Source organism: Mesorhizobium sp. WSM4806 (genome assembly GCF_055811635.1).
This window is the reverse complement of sequence record NZ_JBVVQZ010000033.1, coordinates 26,828-47,103: the sequence shown is the minus strand read 5'-3', so window position 1 is coordinate 47,103 and position 20,276 is coordinate 26,828. Positions and strand designations below refer to the sequence as shown.

The following is a 20,276-nucleotide window of genomic DNA, read 5'->3' as shown; positions in this document are numbered from 1 at the left end:
TGCGACGCGATGCGCGACAGCAGATCGTCGAGCTCCACCGCCGGTGCAAGCGCGGCTTCGGCTTGAGCCGGATTGGCCGGCATCGGACTGGCGGGCGCGGTGGCCGGGGCGCTGACAGTCGCCGTGCTGCTGCCACCCAACAGCACCCCTGACGATGGCGACACCTATGCGCTAACCGCATTCGGCGACATGCAGGGGGACGTGCAATGAGCGAACGCAGCATCAGGATCCTGCTTGCCGTCTCGTTGGCACTGAACGTCTTCGTGCTCGGCGCCGCCGCCGGCGCTGGCTATATATGGCAGGCGCAGCAGGGGCAGCGCGACAGAGCGGGCGACCAGCGCGGCCTGCGCTTCGCCGCGGCCGGCCTGTCGCCCGACCAGCGCAAGGCGTTCCGCCAGGCGCTTCGCAGAGGCGCGGCGCCAGTCGGCTGCCGACATCGAAGCGGCTCGGGTCGGCCGCGAGGCGGTGGCGCGCCTGATCGAGGCTGAGCCGATCGACGCAGCGGCGGTCAATGAGACGCTCGCCTCGGTCCGGCAAGCCGATATGGCGCTGCGCGGCCGGCTCGAACAGGCAATCGTGACCTTCGCGACGGGACTGACGCCAGCCGACAGGGCGCGACTTGTCGACGGCCTGCGCGGCCGCAGCAACATGCTGCGCCGAGCGGGCGAAAAATAGAGCTGGAAACAGCGACGGATTCCAGTCGCTGCCGCGTTGAAGCCTCCAAAAGCAATGCTGACGGAGGCACCATTGGCAAGTCCGAGCGATGTCGCGGTTGCGCTCAACCGCTTCGGCCTGGGCGCCCGGCCCGACGACGAGGCGCCGGCCGACCCGAAATCCTGGCTGATAGCGCAGTTCGAAAGTTACGACGCAAACCCGGCGGTCTTTTCCGGCGCGCAGGACTCGGCCACACTCGGCGCCGGCTATGCCGCAGCGATGCTCGAGGCCAAAGACGCCGACGCGGCCGCAAAGATGGCCGCCCGCAAGGCGGCACGCCAGGAGGCTCAAGCGCTTTATCGCGACGAGGTCGACCTGCGAGCACGCGCGGCGCTCGAAACATCGACGCCCTTCATCGAGCGGCTCGTGCATTTCTGGTCGAACCATTTCGCCATCTCGGCGGAGAAACCGCAGGTGACCCTGATCGCCGGCGCCTTCGAGCGCGAGGCGATCCGCCCACATGTGCTCGGTCGCTTCGAGGATATGCTGCTCGCCGCCGAGCGCCACCCGGCGATGCTGTTCTATATCGACCAGGTGCGCTCGATCGGTCCCAACTCAAAATTTGCTAACCGCGCCGCGAAACGCAACGCCAAGCGCAAACCCGGCATCAACGAGAACCTGGCCCGCGAAATCATGGAACTGCACACGCTCGGTGCACGCTCCGGCTACAGCCAGGCCGACGTGACCGAATTCGCACTGGCGCTGACCGGTTTCAGCACCGGACGCGCTAAAGGGCGAGGCCAGGCCGGCGCTTTCACCTTTCGACCCGGGCTGCACGAACCGGGCCAACGCACGATCATCGGCCAGACCTACGACCAGCGCGGCGACAAACAGGCGCTCGCCGTGCTCGGCGACCTCGCGGCGGCCGAGGCAACCGCAACGCACATCGCAACCAAGCTGGCGCGCCACTTCATCGCCGACGAGCCGCCGGCCGCGGTCGTGACGCGGCTCGCCGAAGCCTTTCGCCGGTCAAAGGGCGATCTCGTCGCGGTCTACCGCGCGCTCCTCGACAGTCCAGAAGCCTGGCAACCAGCAGCGGCGAAGTTCAAGACGCCGTGGGAATGGACGATCTCGGCGCTGCGCGGCCTGGGCCGCAGCGAACTCGGCAAGCCGCGTCTGGCGCAACTGCTCAACCAACTCGGCCAACCGGTATGGCGGCCGCGTTCGCCGGCCGGCTATGACGATGTTGCCGGGAGCTGGGCAGCACCCGACGCACTGGTCCGCCGGGTCGAGGTGGCGCAGCGCCTCGCCGCGCAAGTTGGCGATATCGATCCGCGAGATCTCGCGCGAAAACTCTTTGCCGGCTCACTCAGCGACCTGACGATGGCCGGGATCGAGCGCGCCGAGAGCCGGCGCACCGGCATCGCGCTGCTGCTCGTGTCGCCCGAATTCCAACGAAGATGACTTTCAGCGAAGATGATTTCCAGAGGAGATGACCAAGATGGAACGCCGTCAATTCCTTACTCTCGCCGGCGCCGGCCTCGGCTCGATGCTGATCGCGCCGCGCATCGTCTTCGCCAATGTGGAAACCGATCGCCGCTTCGTTCTCATCATCCAGCGCGGCGCCGCGGACGGGCTGGACACCATCGTTCCCTATGCCGACCCCGCCTACCGCGCACTGCGCGGCCCATTGGCCATCGACGATCCGATAAAGCTTGACGGCACGTTTGGCCTGCATCCTTCGCTCACCGGTCTCCGCAAGCTGCATCAGGACAAGCAGGCGCTGTTCGTCCACGCGGTCGCTTCGCCCTATCGCGAGCGCTCGCATTTCGACGGTCAAAATGTGCTCGAAAGCGGCGGCAGCTCGCCCTACGAGCGCAAGGACGGTTGGCTGAACCGGCTGGTCGGCATGCTGCCGAAGTCTCGCGGCGAAGCAATCGCTTTTGCACCGACCATCCCGCTGGCGCTGCGAGGCGAGGCAGACGTCACCTCCTATGCGCCGTCCGCCCTGCCGGAGGCGCCGGACGACCTGATGACACGCGTCGGCAAGCTCTATGACGCCGACGAACAGCTGCATGCGCTGTGGAGCAGCGCGATGGAGACACGGGCGTTGGGCGCGGTGAACGCGCAGCGCAAGGACGCAGCGAGCGTCGGCCGCACCGGCGCGGGCTTCCTCGCCAAGGCCGGCGGACCGCGCGTTGCCATGATCGAAACCAGCGGCTGGGACACCCATAGCGGCCAGCAAGCCAGGCTGGCCAACCAGCTCAGAGCGCTCGACGCGCTCATCGATGGGTTGCACGTTGGCCTCAGCGATATCTGGAAGGATACGACCGTGCTGGTCGCCACCGAGTTCGGCCGCACTGTCGCCGTCAACGGCACTGGCGGCACCGACCACGGTACGGCATCGGCTGCGATGATCGCTGGCGGAGCGGTGAATGGCGGGCGGGTGCTGGCCGACTGGCCGGGACTGTCTACCGGTGCACTCTACCAAGGACGCGACCTCGCCCCGACGCTCGACCTCGACGCGCTGATTGCGGTGACATCAGCCGAAACGTTTGGTCTCGATCCGCAAGAGACGATGCGCAGGCTCTTTGCAGGAGGTCGATTCGATCCCGCGATCTCCAACATCGTGCGCAAATAGGACTGGCGTACTCAGCCGGTCCGGTTATCCGACGAACTGCCGGGCCAGCACCAGCACGACGGCGCCGGCCAAAAACATCGCCATAAGCCCGCTGCGCAGCGAGACCAGCCCGGCGACGATCAATGCAGCCCATTCCGCCGGCCCGCCGCCAAGTGCTGCCGGCGCCACCAGCGTCGTCAGCACTGCGGCAGGCACAGCGTTCAGCCCGGCCTCGACGCGCGGATGGATGTTTTCGAAGCGCGAGATCACCAGATGGCCGCCGATGCGGGTCAGATAGGTCGCGATCGCGCCGGCGATGATGATCCACAAGGTCGTGCTCATGGCCGCGCCTCCACGCCGCTGTGGCGCGGCGGCAGGATGACCGCGAGCAGCACGCCGGCCACGGCGCCAATCGAGACGTGCCAGGGCGAGCCCACCGTCTTGTAGGCGATGATGGAGGCAGCAGCACTGGCGACGACCACCGGCAGCCACAGTGGCCGTTTGCGAAAGCCCATGACCAGTCCGAGGAAATAGATCGGCAGCAGAAAATCGATGCCCAGCGCATGGGTATCGGGAATAAGCCTGCCGAATACCGCGCCAAGCGCGCTTTCGGTCACCCAGAACACATAGACCGGCAGGCCAAGCCCCATATACCAGGCGAAGCCGACCGTCTCGCCAGCCTCCGCCTTGCGCTCGGCCACGGCGAACTGCGGATCGGTGAGCAGGAAATAGCCGACCGCCTGCTGCACCGGCGGCCAGTGCGCGATGCGCCGGCCGATGCCCGCGGAGTAAAGCACATGGCGGAAATTCACGGCGAAGATCGACAGCACGATCAGCCATGGCGCGACATGCTGCCCGAACAATTCGATGCCGACCATCTGGCTGGCGCCGCCGAAAACCATGGCGCTCATCAGCAAGGCTTCAAGCACCGAAAATCCGTTGTCTACGGCGAGCGCCCCGAACAGCAGTCCAAACGGCGCCGCCGCCACCACGACGGGCATGCTGAGCCGCACGCCTTGCCAGAAATCGCTTTTTGCGCGGTTTTCGGAGATTGCTTCCGCCGACATCAGCCACTCCTCGGAGCACCGCTCGTCCTTTTGGACGATCAAAGGACGCTCTAACACTTTGAATCCACGCGTCGGGCCATCCGAAAATCGATCCCGATTTTCGGGCCGATGCGGGGGGAAAGCTGGTATGTAGGGAGCGCTGTCAGCCTTGTCACACCAATTCGCTTGAGCCAACAATCAGCGGAAGTGATCCTCGTCGCAGGTTCAGGCGTGCGCGTTTCGGCCAGTGCTCAGTCCACCGGGACCTTGGCTTCGATCGCCCTGCCCCAGTCGAGCAGCGGCTTGGCCCGCAAGGCGAAATCGACCAGCTCGTCGACCAGCGCCGGCCCGTGGATTCCCGCAGGGTCGACTTCGTGCCGGACGGCGAAATGCCGGTTGCGGATGGCCGCCGCGAGATCGGCCGCCGTGACATGCTCGAAGCCGCGTGGCGCGCGCTTCATGCAGCCTTCCGCATCGAGTTCGAGGCGGTTTTGCTTCAGCGCCTCGATCAGCGCCCGGAATTCACCCGGCCGCGCCGCGATGGCCTGGCGCATCGCCAGCAGCAGCGCCGGCCCCGGCTGCCACCAGGCAACGCCGGCAAAGCAGCGCTCAAGCCCGATATGGATGAAGAACACGCCCTGTTCCATCTTGGTGCCATCAGGCGAGAGGATTGCCGACAGATGCCGGTTGTAGGGCCGCTTGTCCTTGGCGAAGCGCACGTCGCGAGTGATCCGGAACAGCGACTTCTTGCGATTGCCGCGCAAACCCAGCCCTGCCGCTGCGAAGCGCTCGGAGAGCGTTTCGACCAGATCGCCGAAGGGGTCGCGCAGCTCGCTTTCGAAGAGGTCGCGGTTTTCCAGAAACCACTCCCGGCTCTGATGAAAATCGAGCGCCTTGAGGAAGGGAATGGCCTTTTGGCCGAAACCGGTGAACGCGCCTTCCATCACGCCTTGCCGATCCGCGCCAACCACGCATCCTCGTCGATCACTTCGATGCCGAATTCGGTGGCGAGCTTGAGCTTGGAGCCGGCACCTGGCCCGGCAACGACGAGATCGGTCTTCTTCGACACCGAGCCGGCGACCTTGGCGCCGAGCTTTTCGGCCATCGCCTTGGCCTCGTCGCGCGACATCTTTTCCAGCGCGCCGGTGAAGACCACCGTCTTGCCGGAGACCGGCGACGACACGCCACCGACCGGCTCCTCGTCGAGCACTGTTACTTCCGCCAGCAATGCATCGAGCGCCTGCCGGTTATGGTCTTCAGCGAAGAAATCGACCACCGCCTCGGCAACGATCGAGCCGATGCCGTTGATGCCGTTCAACTCCTGCCAGGCAGCGTTGCCAGGGTCACCCTTGCCGGCCGGCATGACGGCGCTTTGCCCGGTTTCGCGGAAAGCGGCAAAGGAAAGGAAATGGCGGGCCAGCCGCTTGGCATTGGTCTCGCCGATGTGGCGGATGCCGAGCGCATAGAGGAAGCGCGAGAACTCGACCTGCCGCCGATCGTCGATTGCCGCGAACAGCTTGCGTACCGAGGTCGCGCCGAAACCGTCAACGTTCTCGAGCTTGGTCAGCGATGCTGCCTGCCGCTTCTTCAGCGTAAAAATGTCGGCCGGCGAATAGATGCGTAGTGAAGGATCCTCGGCGTGGAAGAAGAACTCGATCTGCTTCTCACCGAGCCCCTCGATATCGAAAGCACCCCGAGAGACGAAATGGCGCAGACGCTCCACCGCCTGCGCGGGGCAGATCAATCCGCCGGTGCAGCGCCTGACTGCTTCCCCCTCCTCGCGCACGGCGTGGCTGCCGCAGGCCGGGCAAAGCACTGGGAAAGCATATGGCACACTGTCAGGCGGCCGCTTTTCCATGACCACGTCGATGACCTGCGGAATGACATCGCCAGCACGCTGGATGCTCACCGTGTCGCCGATGCGAATGTCGCGGCCTTCGCGGATCGGCTGGCCGTTGTTGCCGATGCCCTTGATGTAGTCCTCATTGTGCAGCGTCGCGTTGGTCACCACGACGCCGCCGACCGTCACCGGCACCAGCCGCGCCACCGGCGTCAGCGCGCCGGTGCGGCCGACCTGGATGTCGATGCCGGTCAGGATCGTCGTCGCCTTCTCGGCCGGGAATTTGTGAGCGATCGCCCAGCGCGGCGAACGCGAGACGAAGCCCAGCCGCTGCTGCAGCTCGAGGCTGTTCACCTTGTAGACGACACCGTCGATGTCGTAGCCAAGCGTCGCCCGGTTGGATTCGATCAGCCGGTATTGCTCGAGCAGTCCCTCGACGCTGTCGAACAGCTTCATCAGCGGATTGACCCTGAAGCCAAAGCGCTCGAACGCCGCCACCATGCCCATCTGCGTGTCGGCGGGCATGGCGCTCACCTCACCCCAGGTATAGGCGAAAAACCGCAGCGGCCGGCTGGCTGTGATCGAGGTGTCGAGTTGGCGCAAGGAGCCTGCCGCCGAGTTGCGCGGATTGGCAAAAACCTGCTTTCCGGCCTCGGCATTGCGGCGATTGAGCTCGGCAAAGTCGGTGAGGCGCATATAGACCTCGCCCCGCACTTCCAGCAGATCGGGAAAATCGCCTGAGAGCACGTTGGGAATCTCGGCGATGGTGCGGGCGTTGGCCGTCACATCCTCGCCGACCTGGCCGTTGCCACGCGTTGCCGCCGTCACCAGCCGTCCGGCCTCGTAGCGCAGCGACAGCGACAGGCCGTCGATCTTCGGCTCGGCAGTCATCGCCAGCGGCGCGTCGGCGCCGAGCCTGAGGAAACGGCGGATGCGGCCGACGAAATCGATCACGTCCGCATCGGCGAAAGCGTTGTCGAGCGACAGCATCGGAATGGCATGGACGATCTTGCGGAATTTCTCCGACACCGCCGCGCCGACTTTGCGTGAAGGCGAATCCTCGCGCACAAGGGCAGGAAACCGCTGCTCGATGGCAAGGTTGCGCCGCCGCAGCGCATCGTAGGCCGCGTCCGAAATCGTCGGCGCGTCCTCGGCGTGGTAACGCTGGTCGTGGGCGGCGATTTCCTCGGCCAACCGCTTCAGCTCGCTGGCTGCTTCACTTTCGCTGAGTGAATCGACTGGTTTTTCGAGCATGCACGGCTCCTCGACGCTGACCCGGAACGATTTCCTGGGCCATGCGCGAAATCAAATTGCTACAGCGTCCTTGCGCGTTCGAAGGACGCGCGGCGCGCCACAATAGATCAGGATTTTGAGAAAATCATTGCTGAACAGCAGGATGGAGCCACATCCTGACTCGATCCACAACGCCGAGCATGAGCTCTGCTATGCCGCGGTGTTTTCGCGAAGCAGCCGCTCGGCGGCCGCACGCGCCTCGTCGGTGATGGTCGCTCCGGCGAGCATCCGCGCGATCTCTTCCTGGCGCGCCGCCCGGTCCATCTCGGCGATGCCGGTGGCGACGCGATCGGCGCTGCCGGATTTGGAGATCAGGAAATGCGTCGCCGCGCGTGCCGCCACTTGCGGCGCGTGCGTAACCGAAAGCACCTGCACGCGTTTTGACAGCCGCGCCAGCCTTTGGCCGATGGCGTCCGCCACCGCGCCGCCAACGCCGGTGTCGATTTCATCGAAGACCAAGGTCGGCGCCGAGCCGCGGTCGGCCAGCGCCACCTTCAGCGCCAGCAGGAACCGCGAAAGTTCGCCTCCGGAGGCGACTTTCATCATCGGGCCCGGTCTTGTGCCGGGATTGGTGCGCACCCAGAACTCGACCTGATCGATGCCGTCTTCCATGCGGCTCTCGGCCTCGCTTGCCATCTCGACGATGAAGGCTGCCCGTTCGAGCTTCAGCGCCGGCAGTTCGGCCATCACCGCCCTGGTCAACCCGACCGCCGCCGCATGGCGAAGCGACGAAAGCTGGGCAGCGGAAATGTCATAGGTCTCGCACGCGGCGGCGGCCTGCTTCTGCAGCCCGTGCAGGCGCTCCTCGCCGGCGTCGAGATCGGCGAGATCGGCGGCCATCGTATCGCGCAATTGCGCCAGATCGTCGACCGCCACACTGTGCTTGCGTGAGGCGGCGCGTAGCGAAAACAGCCGCTCCTCGGCCTGTTCCAGCCGCCGCGGATCGTACTCGGTGGCGCGAAGTGCCGCTTCCACGCCCGATTGCGCTGCGTCGAGCGACAGCATCGCCTCATCGAGCGATTTGACCACGTCGTCGAGCAGGCCGGGCGCCTCGGTCACCTTGCGCTGCAGCCGTCGCAACAGGCTGGCGAGTTGCGGCAGGGGCGAAGACGGGCCCGAGAGCACATCTTGCGCATCGTGGATTTCCGAGGCGATCTTTTCCGCCCGCATCATCGAGGCGCGCAACTCGGCGAGGTCGGCTTCCTCGCCTGGCTGGGGATCGAGCTTCGTCAATTCGGCGACCGCGGCGCGCAGATAGTCGGCCTCGCGGGCCGCCGCTTCCACCTTGGCACGATGCCGCGAAAGTTCCAGTTCGCAGGCCCGCCAGTACCGCCATGCCTCGCCGGTCGCCCGCACAGCGCCGAGATGACCGCCAAAACTGTCGAGCAATTCGCGATGGGCACCGGGATCGACCAAGGCACGCTCGTCATGCTGGCCGTGGATCTCGACCAGCGCGTGACCGACATCGCGCATCAGTGTCACGCTGGAAGGCTGGTCGTTGACGAAGACGCGGGTACGGCCATCCGCCGTCTGCACGCGGCGCAGGATGATGTCGCCATCGTCCTCGATAGCGTTGTCGGCAAGCAGCATGCGGGCAGGATGGTTGCGCGGCACGTCGAACACGGCGATGACTTGGCCCTGTGCTGCGCCATGCCGCACCAGCGAGGCGTCACCGCGGGCGCCAAGCGCCAGCGACAGCGCATCGAGCAGGATGGATTTTCCAGCACCGGTTTCGCCGGTCAGCACCGAAAGACCGGACGAGAAGTCGATGTCCAGCTTCTCGATCAGAACGATATCGCGGATCGACAGTCTGGAAAGCATGGTGACGCGCCGCTCAGGCGCCGGTGATCAGCTTCCCGGCCTTGGCGATCCACGAGCCCGCATTCTCGCGCGGCTCGAGCCCACCAGTCTGCAGGAGCTTGTAGGAATCCTTGTACCACACGCTGTCGGGATAGTTGGTGCCGAGCACAGCAGCGGCAGTCTGCGCTTCCGATGTCAGCCCCATCGCGTAGTAGGTTTCGGTAAGACGCGCGAGCGCTTCCTCGACATGGCGCGTGTTGGAATAGGTCTCCACCACGACGCGGAACCGCTTGACGGCGGCGATGTATTCACGGCGCTCGAGATAATAGCGGCCGATCTGCATCTCCTTGCCGGCGAGCTGGTCGTTGGCGAAGCGGATCTTTTCCTTGGCGTCGTCGACATATTCGGAATCGGGCCAGCGCGTCACCAGATCCTGCATCGTCTGCACGGTCTGACGCGCTTCCTTCTGATCCTGGGTGACATCCCTGATTTGCCGGTAATAGCTCAGCCCGATGATATACTGGGCATAGGCAGCGTCGTCGGTCGACGGATAGAGCGTGAGATAGCGCTTGGCCGAACCGATCGCCTCGGTATAGTTGCCTTGGCGATAGTCGGCAAAGGCGCCCATCACCATCGATTTGCGGGCGTATTCGGAATAGGGATGCTGGCGGTCGACCGCACCGAATTTGCGGCTCGCCTCCTGCAGGCGCCCGGCATTCAGATTGGCGAGGCCCTGATTGTAGAGAACGTCTGCCGGCTCGGTCTGCTCGACATAGGTCGACAGGTCGACATCCTTTTCGGACGACATGCAGGCCGACAGGAACAGCGATGGAACAACCACCGAAAGCGCCAGGAAAACAGCCCGATGCGGCGCTTTCGATTGACCAATTCGCTTAAAGAACATGATTGGATTCCGCCCTTTCGGCGTCATTTCAGTCGACATCTCGCCCTGGGGCAGCAGGCATAACCATAATCGCCGTGCCCGGCAACGCTATCTCCGGCCATTCGCACATTTTTGTGGCAGCCTGGCGCAACCCGCACACTTGCGTGATTTCGCCGGCCGATGGTGCATTCATGCAACACAGGCCGGCGGCCATAAAACCCGAAAAACGTAAAGAATCAGATCATCCAGGGCGCGTAGACAGGTGCATAGACGGCGCTCTTTTCGACGGTGCGACCGCGCTCGCGGCGTGTCGTCTCGACGATCTCGAACGCCGAACGGTCCGACAAAAGGCGGCGCAGGGCTGCCGCATTCAGCCTGTGGCCGCCGCGATAGGAACGGAAGCAGCCAATGAACCGGGCGCCGGCCAGCGCCAGATCGCCCATGGCATCCATCGTCTTGTGGCGCACGAATTCGTTGGGATAGCGCAAGCCTCCGATGTTGATCACGCGGTTGTCGTCACCGATCACCAGGGAGTTTTCCAGCGAGGAGCCGAGCGCATAGCCGGCTGCCCAGAGCCGCTCGACGTCCTTCATGAAACCAAAGGTGCGCGCCCGCGCGATATCGCGGCGAAAAATGTCGGCGTTCATGTCGGATGCAAACAGCTGACGGCCGATCGCCGGGCTTTCGAAATCGATCTCGATTTCGAAGCGCGTGCCGTCATAGGGCCTGAACTCCGCCCAGGAGGCACCGTTCTCGATGCGAACCGGCTTGACCACCCTGATGTAGCGGCGCTTGACCGGCAGCGTATCGATGCCCGCCTGGTCGATAGCCTCCACGAACGCCATGGCGCTGCCGTCAAGGATCGGAACCTCACGGCCGTCGATCTCGATGACGACATTGTCGATGCCGAGCCCGAAAACCGTGGCCATCAGATGTTCGACTGTGGCGATGTGCTCGCCTGCCGGATCGCCGAGCATGGTGCACAGATCGGTGGCGCCGACCTCGGAAACAAGTGCGCGGAACTCCCGGACTTCGCTTCCATTCGAAAGCTGGAACACGACACCCGCATCAGCGTCTGCCGGCAGGAAATGAACGGTAACGGAATTGCCGCTGTGAACGCCGGTGCCGGTCAGCGTCGCACGCGATCTAAGTGTCGTCTGATAGTCGTGCAAAACAAACCCCATAGCCCATACTGCCTACGTCCGCTTCATAAGCCCAAGGGCGCGGCTCTTTGATCGGCAGGCAGGGCCACTTCCCCGAATCCCAGCAAACCGAAATTGATCGCGGCGAAGATAGTGGTCCGGCAGGAAGTCTCCAAATCACGGTTTCTTACTTTCTGTAACCGCGATCCGAACCGGATACGGTCTCATAACTCCTTGTTTTACAGGCACTTTTAGCGTTAACAGGCAAACAATTTCTTGTCTGCCTGTTAATAACTGTTACGGTCCGTTAACAGGTTAGTTGGCCTGGCGGCGCAGGAATGCCGGAATCTCCAGCTGATCGTCTTCCTGGACAGCCCTGCTCTGCGGCGTCAGCCGGCCCTGGTCGTCCAACTGGCCGCGGCGTGGCGCGTAAAGCTGCGGATCCTGGCTGGCAAGGCGGCGCACTTCGGGTGCCGCCTGGCGCAGTTTCGGCTCGCGCGGCTGCGCCGGCTGCAGCCGTGCAGGCTCTTCTTCGCGACGGGTAAGGCCGTTGGTCAGGCGCTTGAGCAGTCCCATCGGTCCGCTGTTCTCGTGGTCGGCCGGACGGCTTTTGGCTTCCACCTCGGCTTTCACCACCGGCGGAAAGTCCTCGACGCGCGGCATGCGCTGGGGCGCTGCCGGCTGAAGCACTTCACGCTGCGGCGCGGGCTGCATCGTTTGCTGAACCATTGGCTGCAGCATCGGCTGCGGCTGGGCCGGCGGCGCCTGGAAGATCTTGCTCTGCGGGCGGAAATCTTCCGCCTGGGAGGCCGGCGCGGGACGCGCCATCGCCGCCGCATTCGCCTCGGCGAGCTGGATTGCCTCGGCGACCGGATCGGCGGCGCGCGGCTCGTAGCCTCCCTGCTGGACAGGCGCCGGACGGCTTTCCGTGACCGGAGCGGCCGGACGGCTGACCGGCTTTGGCGGAGCCGTGCGGATGGCGATCGGCGCGGCAGCGATTTCTGCCGCCGATTTGTCGATGCCGGTAGCAACCACCGAGACGCGGATGACGCCTTCGAGATCCTCGTCGAAGGTCGCACCCAGGATGATGTTGGCTTCCTGGTCGACCTCCTCGCGAATTCGGGTCGCCGCCTCGTCGACTTCGAACAGGGTCAAGTCGCGGCCGCCGGTGATCGAGATCAACAACCCCTTGGCGCCCTTCATCGAGGTCTCGTCGAGCAGCGGATTGGCGATCGCGGCTTCGGCGGCGGCCATGGCGCGCCCCTCGCCGGAAGCTTCGCCCGTCCCCATCATCGCCTTGCCCATCTCGCGCATGACCGAGCGGACGTCGGCGAAGTCGAGGTTGATCAGCCCTTCCTTGACCATCAGGTCGGTGATGCAGGCGACGCCGGAATAGAGCACCTGGTCGGCCATGGCGAAAGCGTCGGCAAAGGTCGTCTTGTCATTGGCCAGCCGGAACAGGTTCTGGTTGGGGATGACGATGAGGGTATCGACGCATTTCTGCAATTCCTCGATGCCCAGATCCGCCGTCTTCATGCGGCGCTGGCCTTCGAAATGGAACGGCTTGGTGACGACGCCGACGGTGAGAATCCCCTTCTCGCGCGCCGCACGTGCAACGACCGGCGCGGCCCCCGTGCCGGTGCCGCCGCCCATGCCGGCAGTGACGAAGCACATATGGGTGTTGGAGAGATGATCGACGATCTCGTCGATGCATTCCTCCGCCGCGGCGCGTCCGACTTCCGGCTGCGACCCCGCACCCAGGCCCTCGGTGACATGCGCGCCGAGCTGGATCAGGCGATCCGCCTTGGACATGGTCAGCGCCTGCGCATCGGTATTGGCCACCACGAACTCGACGCCGCGCAAGCCGGCGGTGATCATGTTGTTGACGGCATTGCCGCCGCCGCCGCCGACACCGAACACGGTGATACGCGGCTTCAGCTCGGTGATGTCCGGCTTTTGCAGATTGATGGTCATTGTCTCCGTCCTTTGCCTTTCCCGCCGCTTCGCCGCTGCGGCCGCCTATGGGGCTGTCCCCGTCAATTTAAAAACTGTCTCTCAACCACTGACTCATTCGATGCAGTTTTCCGCCAGTTCCGGTCATCCTGAGACCAGAAATTCCTTTCGCCGGATGGCTCTCGAAATTCGCCATCTGCGGGTAGATCAGAAGCCCGACTGGCGTCGAGAAAGCCGGCCCCTTGGCCGCCTCCGGCAGGCCCGCTACACCGAGCGGACGGCCGATGCGCACATTGCGTCCGAGAATGCGGCGCGCTGCCTCGGGCAGGCCGGAAAGCTGGCTGGCGCCGCCGGTCAGCACGACGCGCTTGCCGGCCGCGTTGCCGTAGCCGGACCTGTTCAGCCGGTCGCGCAACAGTTCGAGCGTCTCGTCGATGCGCGCCCGGATGATGCGCGTCATCACCGAACGCGGGATCTGAAGCGGCACCTCGCCGTCCTCGCCGATCGGCTGTATCGAGACCAGGTCGCGGTCGTCGGCACTGCCGGGCAGCGCCGAGCCATGCATCACTTTCAGCCTCTCGGCGGCATCGAGCGAGGTTGACAGGCCCTTGGCCATGTCCAGCGTGACGTGGTTGCCGCCGATGGCGATGGCGTCGCCATGAACGAACTTGCCTTCCGAAAACATCGAGATCGTCGTGGTGCCGCCGCCCATGTCGATGCAGGCTGCGCCCATCTCGAGTTCGTCGTCGACCAGTGCGGCAAGACCGCTGGCATAGGGCGTCGCCACCATGCGCTCGACCGACAGGTGCGAACGGTTGATGCAAAGCTCCAGATTGCGCAACGGTGCCGCGTCACCCGTCAGCACGTGCATGTCGACGCCGAGCTGGTCGCCGACCATGCCGCGCGGATCACGCACGCCGCGCTCGGCGTCCAGCGAAAAGCCGACGGGAAGCGAATGGATCACTTCGCGCTCGGCCCGCAGCGCCTGCTTGGCGCCGGCGGCAAGCACGCGCTTGATGTCGGCCTCGTCCGCCTCATGGCCGCCAAGGTTGATGGTTGCCGAGAAGCTTTCGCTCTTCAGCCGGCCGGCCGTCATGTTGACGATCAGCGAATCCACGGTCAGCCCGGCCATGCGCTCGGCGGCATCGACGGCAAGGCGAATGGCGTGCTCGGCCCTGTCGAGATCGATGACGACACCCGATTTCACGCCTTGCGATTTCTGGTGGCCGATGCCGATAACCTGTATGCGATGCGAGCGCCCGCGCAGCAGCATGCCGTCCTCGCGCGGCTTGAGCTTGGCCACCACGCAGCAGACCTTGCTCGAGCCGACATCCAGCACCGTCATGATGCCGGATCGGCGCGACGAGGCATCGCTGTTGCCGCCAAGCCAGCTCATATCTTCGTCTCCGGCTTGCGCTTCGGCATTTTCGGCTTTTCATTGAGCGCGGCCTGACGCTGCGTCGCCGCCTCCGGCGTCAACTGAACGACGAGGCGATCGGAAAGGCGCATGTCAACGGCGGCGATATCGCGCGTCAAAAGCCCGTTCTCTCGGTCCATCCTCAGCAGATCGGCGATCGCCTGGTCCTCGCCATCCTCGGGGAGCTTGACCGTGATGCCGTTTTCCAGCTTCAGGTCCCAACGTCGTTCGCCGATGCGGATGTAGCCTTTGATCCGTGCGGCAAGCTCTGGGTATTTCTTGATCCTGGCCAGGAAATCCGGCGCCTTGGCCGGGGCGCCGGTGCCGACGATCAGCGGCAGCAGCGACTGCTTGCCGCCGGAGAATGGCGCGATCACGGCGCCGGAGCGCTCGATGACCGAAAGCTCGCTGCCCTGCTGCCAGAGCGCGAAGGGCTCACGCTCCTCGATGCGCACCTCCAGCGTGTGCGGATAGACCTTGCGCACCGCCGCAACCTCGACCCAGGGCAGCGTGGCGATGCGTTCCCGCGCGGCTTCGGCATCGAAGCCGATCAGCGACGTCCAGCCATCGAACTGCATCCTGTCGAGAATATCGATCTCGGAGGTTGCGCGGTTGCCGACGACCTTGATCTGGTCGACGGCAAAGCCCGTGCGCGCGGTGATGCCCTGGACGATAGCGTCGACATGCCCGCCGAGATAGGCGCCATAGGCACTGCCCGATACGAGCAGCGCCGCCGACAGCACGGCTGCGGAAAACGGCGGCACCTCGAAGTCGTCCTCGCCCAGACGCGCCAGCATGCGAGCCGGCCGGCGAAGCAGGCGCGGCAGCACGAAATGGTCGAACGACAACGCCACACCGAACAGCGTCGGCCCGGCCGCACCCTTCCCCTTGCCCTGTCCCCACCTCAACGCAGACACGAAGCGTCCTCCACCATCCAACTCAACAAATCGCCGAACGAGTGTCCCGCCTGCGCGGCGATCTCAGGCACCAAGGATGTCGGCGTCATGCCGGGCTGAGTGTTGACCTCGAGCCAGACAATTTCGCCGTTCTCGGAGTGTCGATCATCATAACGGAAGTCCGACCGGGAAACGCCCCGGCAGCCGATAACTTGGTGAGCCCTGAGCGTCAGTGTCTGTATTTTTTGGTAAATATTCGGTGAAATTTTTGCAGGGCATTCGTGTTTTGATCCGCCCGCGACGTATTTTGAATCATAGTCGTAGAAGGAATGGCCGGTCGGGATGATCTCGCAGACGCCGAGCGCCACATCGCCCATCACCGCGCAGGTCAACTCCCGCCCGTGCACATAGCGCTCCGCCATGACGGTATCGCCATACTTCCAGTCGGACGAACCGATGACCTGCGGCGGATGCGACTGCCCTTCGTGCACGATGACGACACCGAAGCTCGACCCCTCATTGACCGGCTTGACGACGTAGGGCGGCTTCATCGGGTGCTTGTTCTGGATGGCGAAGCGATTGACGACCTTCGATTCGGCGACCGGAATGCCGTGAGACTTGGCGATCTTCTTGGCTTGCTCCTTGTTCATGGCAAGCGCCGAGGCGAGCACGCCGGAATGGGTGTAGGGGATGGCAAGATATTCGAGGATGCCCTGGATGGTGCCGTCCTCGCCGAAAGGACCATGCAGCGCATTGAAGGCAACATCAGGCTTGAGCTCAGCCAGCACCGATCCAACATCGCGCGAGACGTCGACGCGAGTGACCTGGTAGCCTTCCGTCTCGAGCGCATCGGCACAGGCTTTCCCCGAAGACAAGGACACGGGCCGCTCGGACGAGAATCCACCCAGAAGGACGGCCACGTGCTTGCTTTTCATTTCCCGTCATTCCCTATCACGGCGGGCCCTTTCACTGCGGGTCTGCATCTCACACGCCCCGGAAAGGGCCATACACTCAAACGCTCGGAGCAGTCCCTGCTCTGACGATTTCTGCACCATCGAGTCCCCGAGTTTCCCGGCAGGCAGCCCCTGACGGAAAAACGCTGGTGACGCGTCGAAACGACTCAAATCAGGAAACGCTTCAGGGCAGAGAATCAGAGAGTTGAATCGCTGGCAAGTCCTTACGATTCCGCGAGATTCACTTTCCGCAAAAATGGCCGCGAAAACTGTGTTGTTGAGTCCTTACAGCAACTGTCCGAGGAATTCCTGGACCTCGTGCCCTGGCCGGAATTTGCCGATGCGCTTGATTTCCCAATGCAGCCGGATGCCCGACCGTTCGAGCACGCGCGCGCGCACTGTCTCGCCAAGATATTCAAGGTCGTAGCCGGTCGCGGTTCCCGTGTTGATCATGAAGTTGCAATGCATCGGCGACATCTGCGCGCCGCCGATCATCAGCCCCCGACAGCCCGCCCTGTCGATCTCCTTCCAGGCCGAGGTGCCCTCCGGATTCTTGAATGTCGAGCCGCCGGTCTTTTCGCGGATCGGCTGCACGGTCTCGCGATGATGCTGGACGGCGTCCATCGCCGCCTTGATCGCGGCCTTGTCTGCCACAACGCCTTCGAACACCGCTGATGTGAAGATCAGCCCGGCAGGTGCTGCCGAATGGCGATAGGCGTAACCCATATCGGCGTTGCTCAGCGTGTGCACAGTGCCCTTGCGGTCGAGCGCCCGCACCTCGACGACGCGCTCGCGCGTCTCGACGCCATTGGCGCCGGCATTCATCCTCAGCGCACCGCCGATGGCGCCCGGAATGCCGTGGTAGAACTCAAAGCCGCCTATGCCAGCCTGATAGGCGACAGCGGCAAGGCGTTTGTCGGGCGTGGCCGCGCCCGCCTTGATCGTGGTCGGCGCAATCACTTCGGCTTCGCCAAAGCCCTTGGCCGAAAGCCGGATGACGAAGCCCGCAATACCGCCGTCACGGACAAGCAGGTTCGAGCCGATACCGACGGTGGTCAGCGGTATCTCTTCGGGCACGGCTCCCAGGAACGCAGCGAGATCGTCTTCGTCGGCCGGCTGGAACAGCGCGTCGGCCAGCCCGCCGGCGCGGAACCAGGTGATCTTGTCCATCTCGGCATTGGGCGTGATGCGGCCGCGCAGGCCGGCAAGCCGGCCGCCAAGCTTGTCGATCAATGCCTGGCCACGCATCATGAGGCAGTACCGCCGAGTTCCCTGGGCAGCGCGTAGGCCCATTGCGTGATGTTGCCGGCACCGAGGAAGACGATGAAATCGCCTGGTTTGGCCAGGTCGCGGATAACCGGCGCAATCGCCGCGGGGCCTTCGATGTAGCGCGCGTCGCGATGGCCGCCGGAGCGGATGCGCGACACCAATGCCTCGGACGTCACCCCGTCGATCGGCTCTTCGCCTGCCGCATAGACCGGCGCCACCATCACCGTGTCGGCATCGTTGAAGCAGACGGAAAACTCGTCGAACAGGTCGTGAAGCCGGGTGAAGCGGTGTGGCTGGGCAATCGCGATGACGCGGCCCTTGGTGGCATCGCGCGCCGCCTTGAGAACCGCCGTGATCTCGACCGGATGGTGGCCGTAATCATCGAACACATCGACGCCGTTCCACGAACCGGTACGGGTGAAGCGCCGCTTGACGCCGGCGAAGGACGACAGGCCCTTCCTGATCGCCTCGGCCGAAAGGCCGAGCTCATGCGCGACGGCGATCGCCGCCGTCGCATTGGCGACGTTGTGACGGCCGGGCATCGGCAGGCGCAGGCCTGATATCGTCGACTGGCCGCCGGTCTTGCGGTCGCGGATCACCACGTCGAATTCCGAGGTCGGGCCATCCATGCGGTGATTGATGAAACGCACGTCGGCCTGTGCGTTCTCGCCATAGGTGATGACGCGCCGGTCCTCGATGCGGCTGACCAGCGCCTGCACCTCCGGATGGTCGGTGCACATGACGCCGAAGCCGTAGAACGGCACGTTTTCGACGAACTGGCGAAAGGCCTCGCGCACCTTGTCGAAGGAGCCGTAATGGTCGAGATGTTCGGGATCGATGTTGGTGACGACGGCAATCTCGGCCGGCAGCTTCAGGAACGTGCCGTCGCTCTCATCGGCCTCCACCACCATCCATTCGCCATCGCCCATGCGGGCGTTGGTGCCGTAGGCATTGATGATGCCGCCATTGATCACGGTCGGATCGAGCCCGCCGGCCTCGAGCACCGTCGCCACCATCGAGGTCGTCGTCGTCTTGCCATGCGTGCCGCCGATGGCCACCGCCTGCCGGAAGCGCATCAGTTCCGCCAGCATCTCGGCGCGACGGACGATGGGAAGCAGTTTCTCGCGTGCCGCCTTCAGCTCCGGATTGGATTTCTTGATCGCCGTCGAGACGACGACCACTTCGGCATCGCCGATATTGTCGGCATGGTGACCGACGAAGCACTCGATGCCCTTGTCGCGCAGCCGCTGCACATTGGCGCTGTCGGCCTGGTCGGACCCTTGCACCTGATAGCCGAGATTATGCAGCACCTCGGCGATGCCGCTCATGCCGATACCGCCGATGCCGATGAAATGCACGAGGCCGATCGTCTGCGGCATCTTCATACGTGCGTCTCCTTCCTGAATTCCGATACGCTTTTCCTCGACGCAATAGCCTCTGTCAGATCGGCGAGCAACCGTGCCGCGTCCGGTTTTCCGGCCGATTTCGCCGCCGCTGCCATCGTGGTCAGCCGCTCCGGATCGTCCATCAGCGCTCCGACGAGCGCGGCGATGCGCTCGGACGAAAGCGTCGATTGCGGATGCACTTCGGCGCCGCCTGCCGCGGCCAATGCCGCGGCATTGGCCGCCTGGTCGTGGTCGAGCGCATGCGGATAGGGCACCAGCAGCGCCGGCCGGCCGATCACCGCGATTTCCGATACGGTCGATGCGCCGGACCGCGACATCACCAGATGCGCCGCAGCCATGCGCGCCGCCATGTCGGTGAAGAAGGGCGACACCTCAGCCTCGACGCCAAGGGCGGCATAGGCCGCCTTCACCCGCTCGACATCGTCGGCACGCGCCTGCTGGGTGATATCAAGCCGCCCGCGTTGTGCATCGGAAAGCTGTCGAACCGCCGCCGGCACCGCATCGGAAAAGAACTGTGCGCCCTGGCTGCCGCCGAACACCAGGAGGCGGAACCGCTGCTCCCCGGTCGACGCCGCATAGGGCGTCTTTGCCGCCTCCAGCACTTGCGGCCTGACCGGATTGCCGGTCGTCACCGTCTTGGCGCCTGCAGCGCTTGAATCTTCTGGCAAAAACCCGCCGGCGATGGCATCGACACGCCCGGCGAGCGCCCGGTTGGCGCGCCCCATCACCGCGTTCTGCTCGTGGATCAGCGTCGGCACCTTGCGCCGCGTCGCCGCATAGAGCGGCGGCAGCGTCGGATAGCCGCCGAAACCGACCACGACGGCTGGCTTGACCCGGCCGATCACGGCCGATGCCTGCCGCACGCCGCCCCAGATCTTCCAGAAGGCGGCGAGCACGGCGAAAGGATTTTTCGAGCCGATGGTCGCCGACTGGATCGGATGGATACCCGCGGCCGGGAACTGGCCGGCAAAACGCTCGGCACGATCATCGGCGGCGAGATGCACCGTCCAGCCGCGCCTGATCAGCTCGTGCGCCAGCGCCTCGGCCGGGAAGAGATGCCCGCCCGTGCCGCCGGCCGCCAAAAGGATCGCGCCCCTCGACATT

General features: G+C 64.6%; 18 protein-coding genes. 4 read left to right on the top strand and 14 right to left on the bottom strand.

The window, feature by feature from the left end; genetic code table 11:
* Positions 1 to 206 precede the first annotated feature (206 nt).
* From AC0L2M_RS32985 to AC0L2M_RS32970, 4 genes are all read left to right on the top strand, one after another.
* On the top strand, positions 207 to 488 hold the full coding sequence (locus tag AC0L2M_RS32985) for a periplasmic heavy metal sensor (RefSeq protein WP_287173496.1): 282 nt from the start codon (positions 207 to 209) through the stop codon (positions 486 to 488).
* Entirely contained in the window at positions 466 to 675 is a 210-nt protein-coding gene (locus tag AC0L2M_RS32980) for a periplasmic heavy metal sensor (RefSeq protein ID WP_473537032.1), read from the top strand. The genes AC0L2M_RS32985 and AC0L2M_RS32980 overlap by 23 nt, the downstream gene beginning before the upstream one ends.
* 72 nt (positions 676 to 747) lie before the next feature.
* Positions 748 to 2,118, top strand: a complete 1,371-nt coding sequence (locus tag AC0L2M_RS32975) for a DUF1800 domain-containing protein (RefSeq protein ID WP_473537030.1) — start codon at positions 748 to 750, stop codon at positions 2,116 to 2,118.
* A gap of 37 nt (positions 2,119 to 2,155) precedes the next feature.
* On the top strand, positions 2,156 to 3,295 hold the full coding sequence (locus tag AC0L2M_RS32970; protein ID WP_473537029.1) for a DUF1501 domain-containing protein: 1,140 nt from the start codon (positions 2,156 to 2,158) through the stop codon (positions 3,293 to 3,295).
* 24 nt (positions 3,296 to 3,319) lie between these two features.
* Here the strand turns inward: AC0L2M_RS32970 and AC0L2M_RS32965 are convergent, their stop codons facing one another.
* The 14 genes from AC0L2M_RS32965 to murG all read right to left on the bottom strand — a co-directional run bounded on the left by AC0L2M_RS32965 (position 3,320) and on the right by murG (position 20,275).
* Entirely contained in the window at positions 3,320 to 3,616 is a 297-nt protein-coding gene (locus tag AC0L2M_RS32965; RefSeq protein ID WP_023798752.1) for an AzlD family protein, read from the bottom strand.
* Positions 3,613 to 4,341, bottom strand: a complete 729-nt coding sequence (locus AC0L2M_RS32960; protein WP_128167158.1) for an AzlC family ABC transporter permease — start codon at positions 4,339 to 4,341, stop codon at positions 3,613 to 3,615. Before AC0L2M_RS32960 ends, AC0L2M_RS32965 begins: the two co-directional genes overlap by 4 nt.
* Positions 4,342 to 4,571: 230 nt before the next feature.
* Positions 4,572 to 5,264, bottom strand: coding sequence for a DUF2461 domain-containing protein (locus AC0L2M_RS32955; protein ID WP_287173579.1), 693 nt, complete (start codon positions 5,262 to 5,264; stop codon positions 4,572 to 4,574).
* The gene (ligA, locus tag AC0L2M_RS32950; RefSeq protein WP_473537028.1) at positions 5,264 to 7,414 is read right to left on the bottom strand and encodes an NAD-dependent DNA ligase LigA; all 2,151 of its coding nucleotides are present in this window, start codon (positions 7,412 to 7,414) and stop codon (positions 5,264 to 5,266) included. The genes AC0L2M_RS32955 and ligA overlap by 1 nt, the downstream gene beginning before the upstream one ends.
* Before the next feature lie 189 nt (positions 7,415 to 7,603).
* On the bottom strand, positions 7,604 to 9,274 hold the full coding sequence (gene recN, locus AC0L2M_RS32945) for a DNA repair protein RecN (protein ID WP_128174184.1): 1,671 nt from the start codon (positions 9,272 to 9,274) through the stop codon (positions 7,604 to 7,606).
* A gap of 13 nt (positions 9,275 to 9,287) precedes the next feature.
* Entirely contained in the window at positions 9,288 to 10,157 is an 870-nt protein-coding gene (locus AC0L2M_RS32940; protein WP_128174186.1) for an outer membrane protein assembly factor BamD, read from the bottom strand.
* A 215-nt stretch (positions 10,158 to 10,372) separates the two neighbouring features.
* Entirely contained in the window at positions 10,373 to 11,320 is a 948-nt protein-coding gene (gene lpxC / locus AC0L2M_RS32935) for a UDP-3-O-acyl-N-acetylglucosamine deacetylase (protein ID WP_473479898.1), read from the bottom strand.
* A gap of 273 nt (positions 11,321 to 11,593) precedes the next feature.
* Positions 11,594 to 13,252: a cell division protein FtsZ gene (gene ftsZ, locus AC0L2M_RS32930; RefSeq protein ID WP_023798745.1), complete on the bottom strand. Its 1,659-nt coding sequence runs from the start codon at positions 13,250 to 13,252 to the stop codon at positions 11,594 to 11,596.
* A gap of 67 nt (positions 13,253 to 13,319) precedes the next feature.
* Positions 13,320 to 14,627, bottom strand: coding sequence for a cell division protein FtsA (ftsA, locus tag AC0L2M_RS32925; RefSeq protein ID WP_023798744.1), 1,308 nt, complete (start codon positions 14,625 to 14,627; stop codon positions 13,320 to 13,322).
* The gene (locus AC0L2M_RS32920; RefSeq protein ID WP_473537027.1) at positions 14,624 to 15,565 is read right to left on the bottom strand and encodes a cell division protein FtsQ/DivIB; all 942 of its coding nucleotides are present in this window, start codon (positions 15,563 to 15,565) and stop codon (positions 14,624 to 14,626) included. Before AC0L2M_RS32920 ends, ftsA begins: the two co-directional genes overlap by 4 nt.
* Entirely contained in the window at positions 15,553 to 16,479 is a 927-nt protein-coding gene (locus AC0L2M_RS32915) for a D-alanine--D-alanine ligase (protein ID WP_473537026.1), read from the bottom strand. Before AC0L2M_RS32915 ends, AC0L2M_RS32920 begins: the two co-directional genes overlap by 13 nt.
* Before the next feature lie 303 nt (positions 16,480 to 16,782).
* Positions 16,783 to 17,748 carry a UDP-N-acetylmuramate dehydrogenase gene (murB, locus tag AC0L2M_RS32910; RefSeq protein WP_473537024.1) on the bottom strand — a complete coding sequence of 322 codons (966 nt, stop codon included), beginning with the start codon at positions 17,746 to 17,748 and terminating at the stop codon, positions 16,783 to 16,785.
* Positions 17,745 to 19,151, bottom strand: coding sequence for a UDP-N-acetylmuramate--L-alanine ligase (gene murC / locus AC0L2M_RS32905; RefSeq protein WP_473537022.1), 1,407 nt, complete (start codon positions 19,149 to 19,151; stop codon positions 17,745 to 17,747). Before murC ends, murB begins: the two co-directional genes overlap by 4 nt.
* Positions 19,148 to 20,275 carry an undecaprenyldiphospho-muramoylpentapeptide beta-N-acetylglucosaminyltransferase gene (murG, locus tag AC0L2M_RS32900; protein WP_473537021.1) on the bottom strand — a complete coding sequence of 376 codons (1,128 nt, stop codon included), beginning with the start codon at positions 20,273 to 20,275 and terminating at the stop codon, positions 19,148 to 19,150. Before murG ends, murC begins: the two co-directional genes overlap by 4 nt.
* Position 20,276 lies beyond the last annotated feature (1 nt).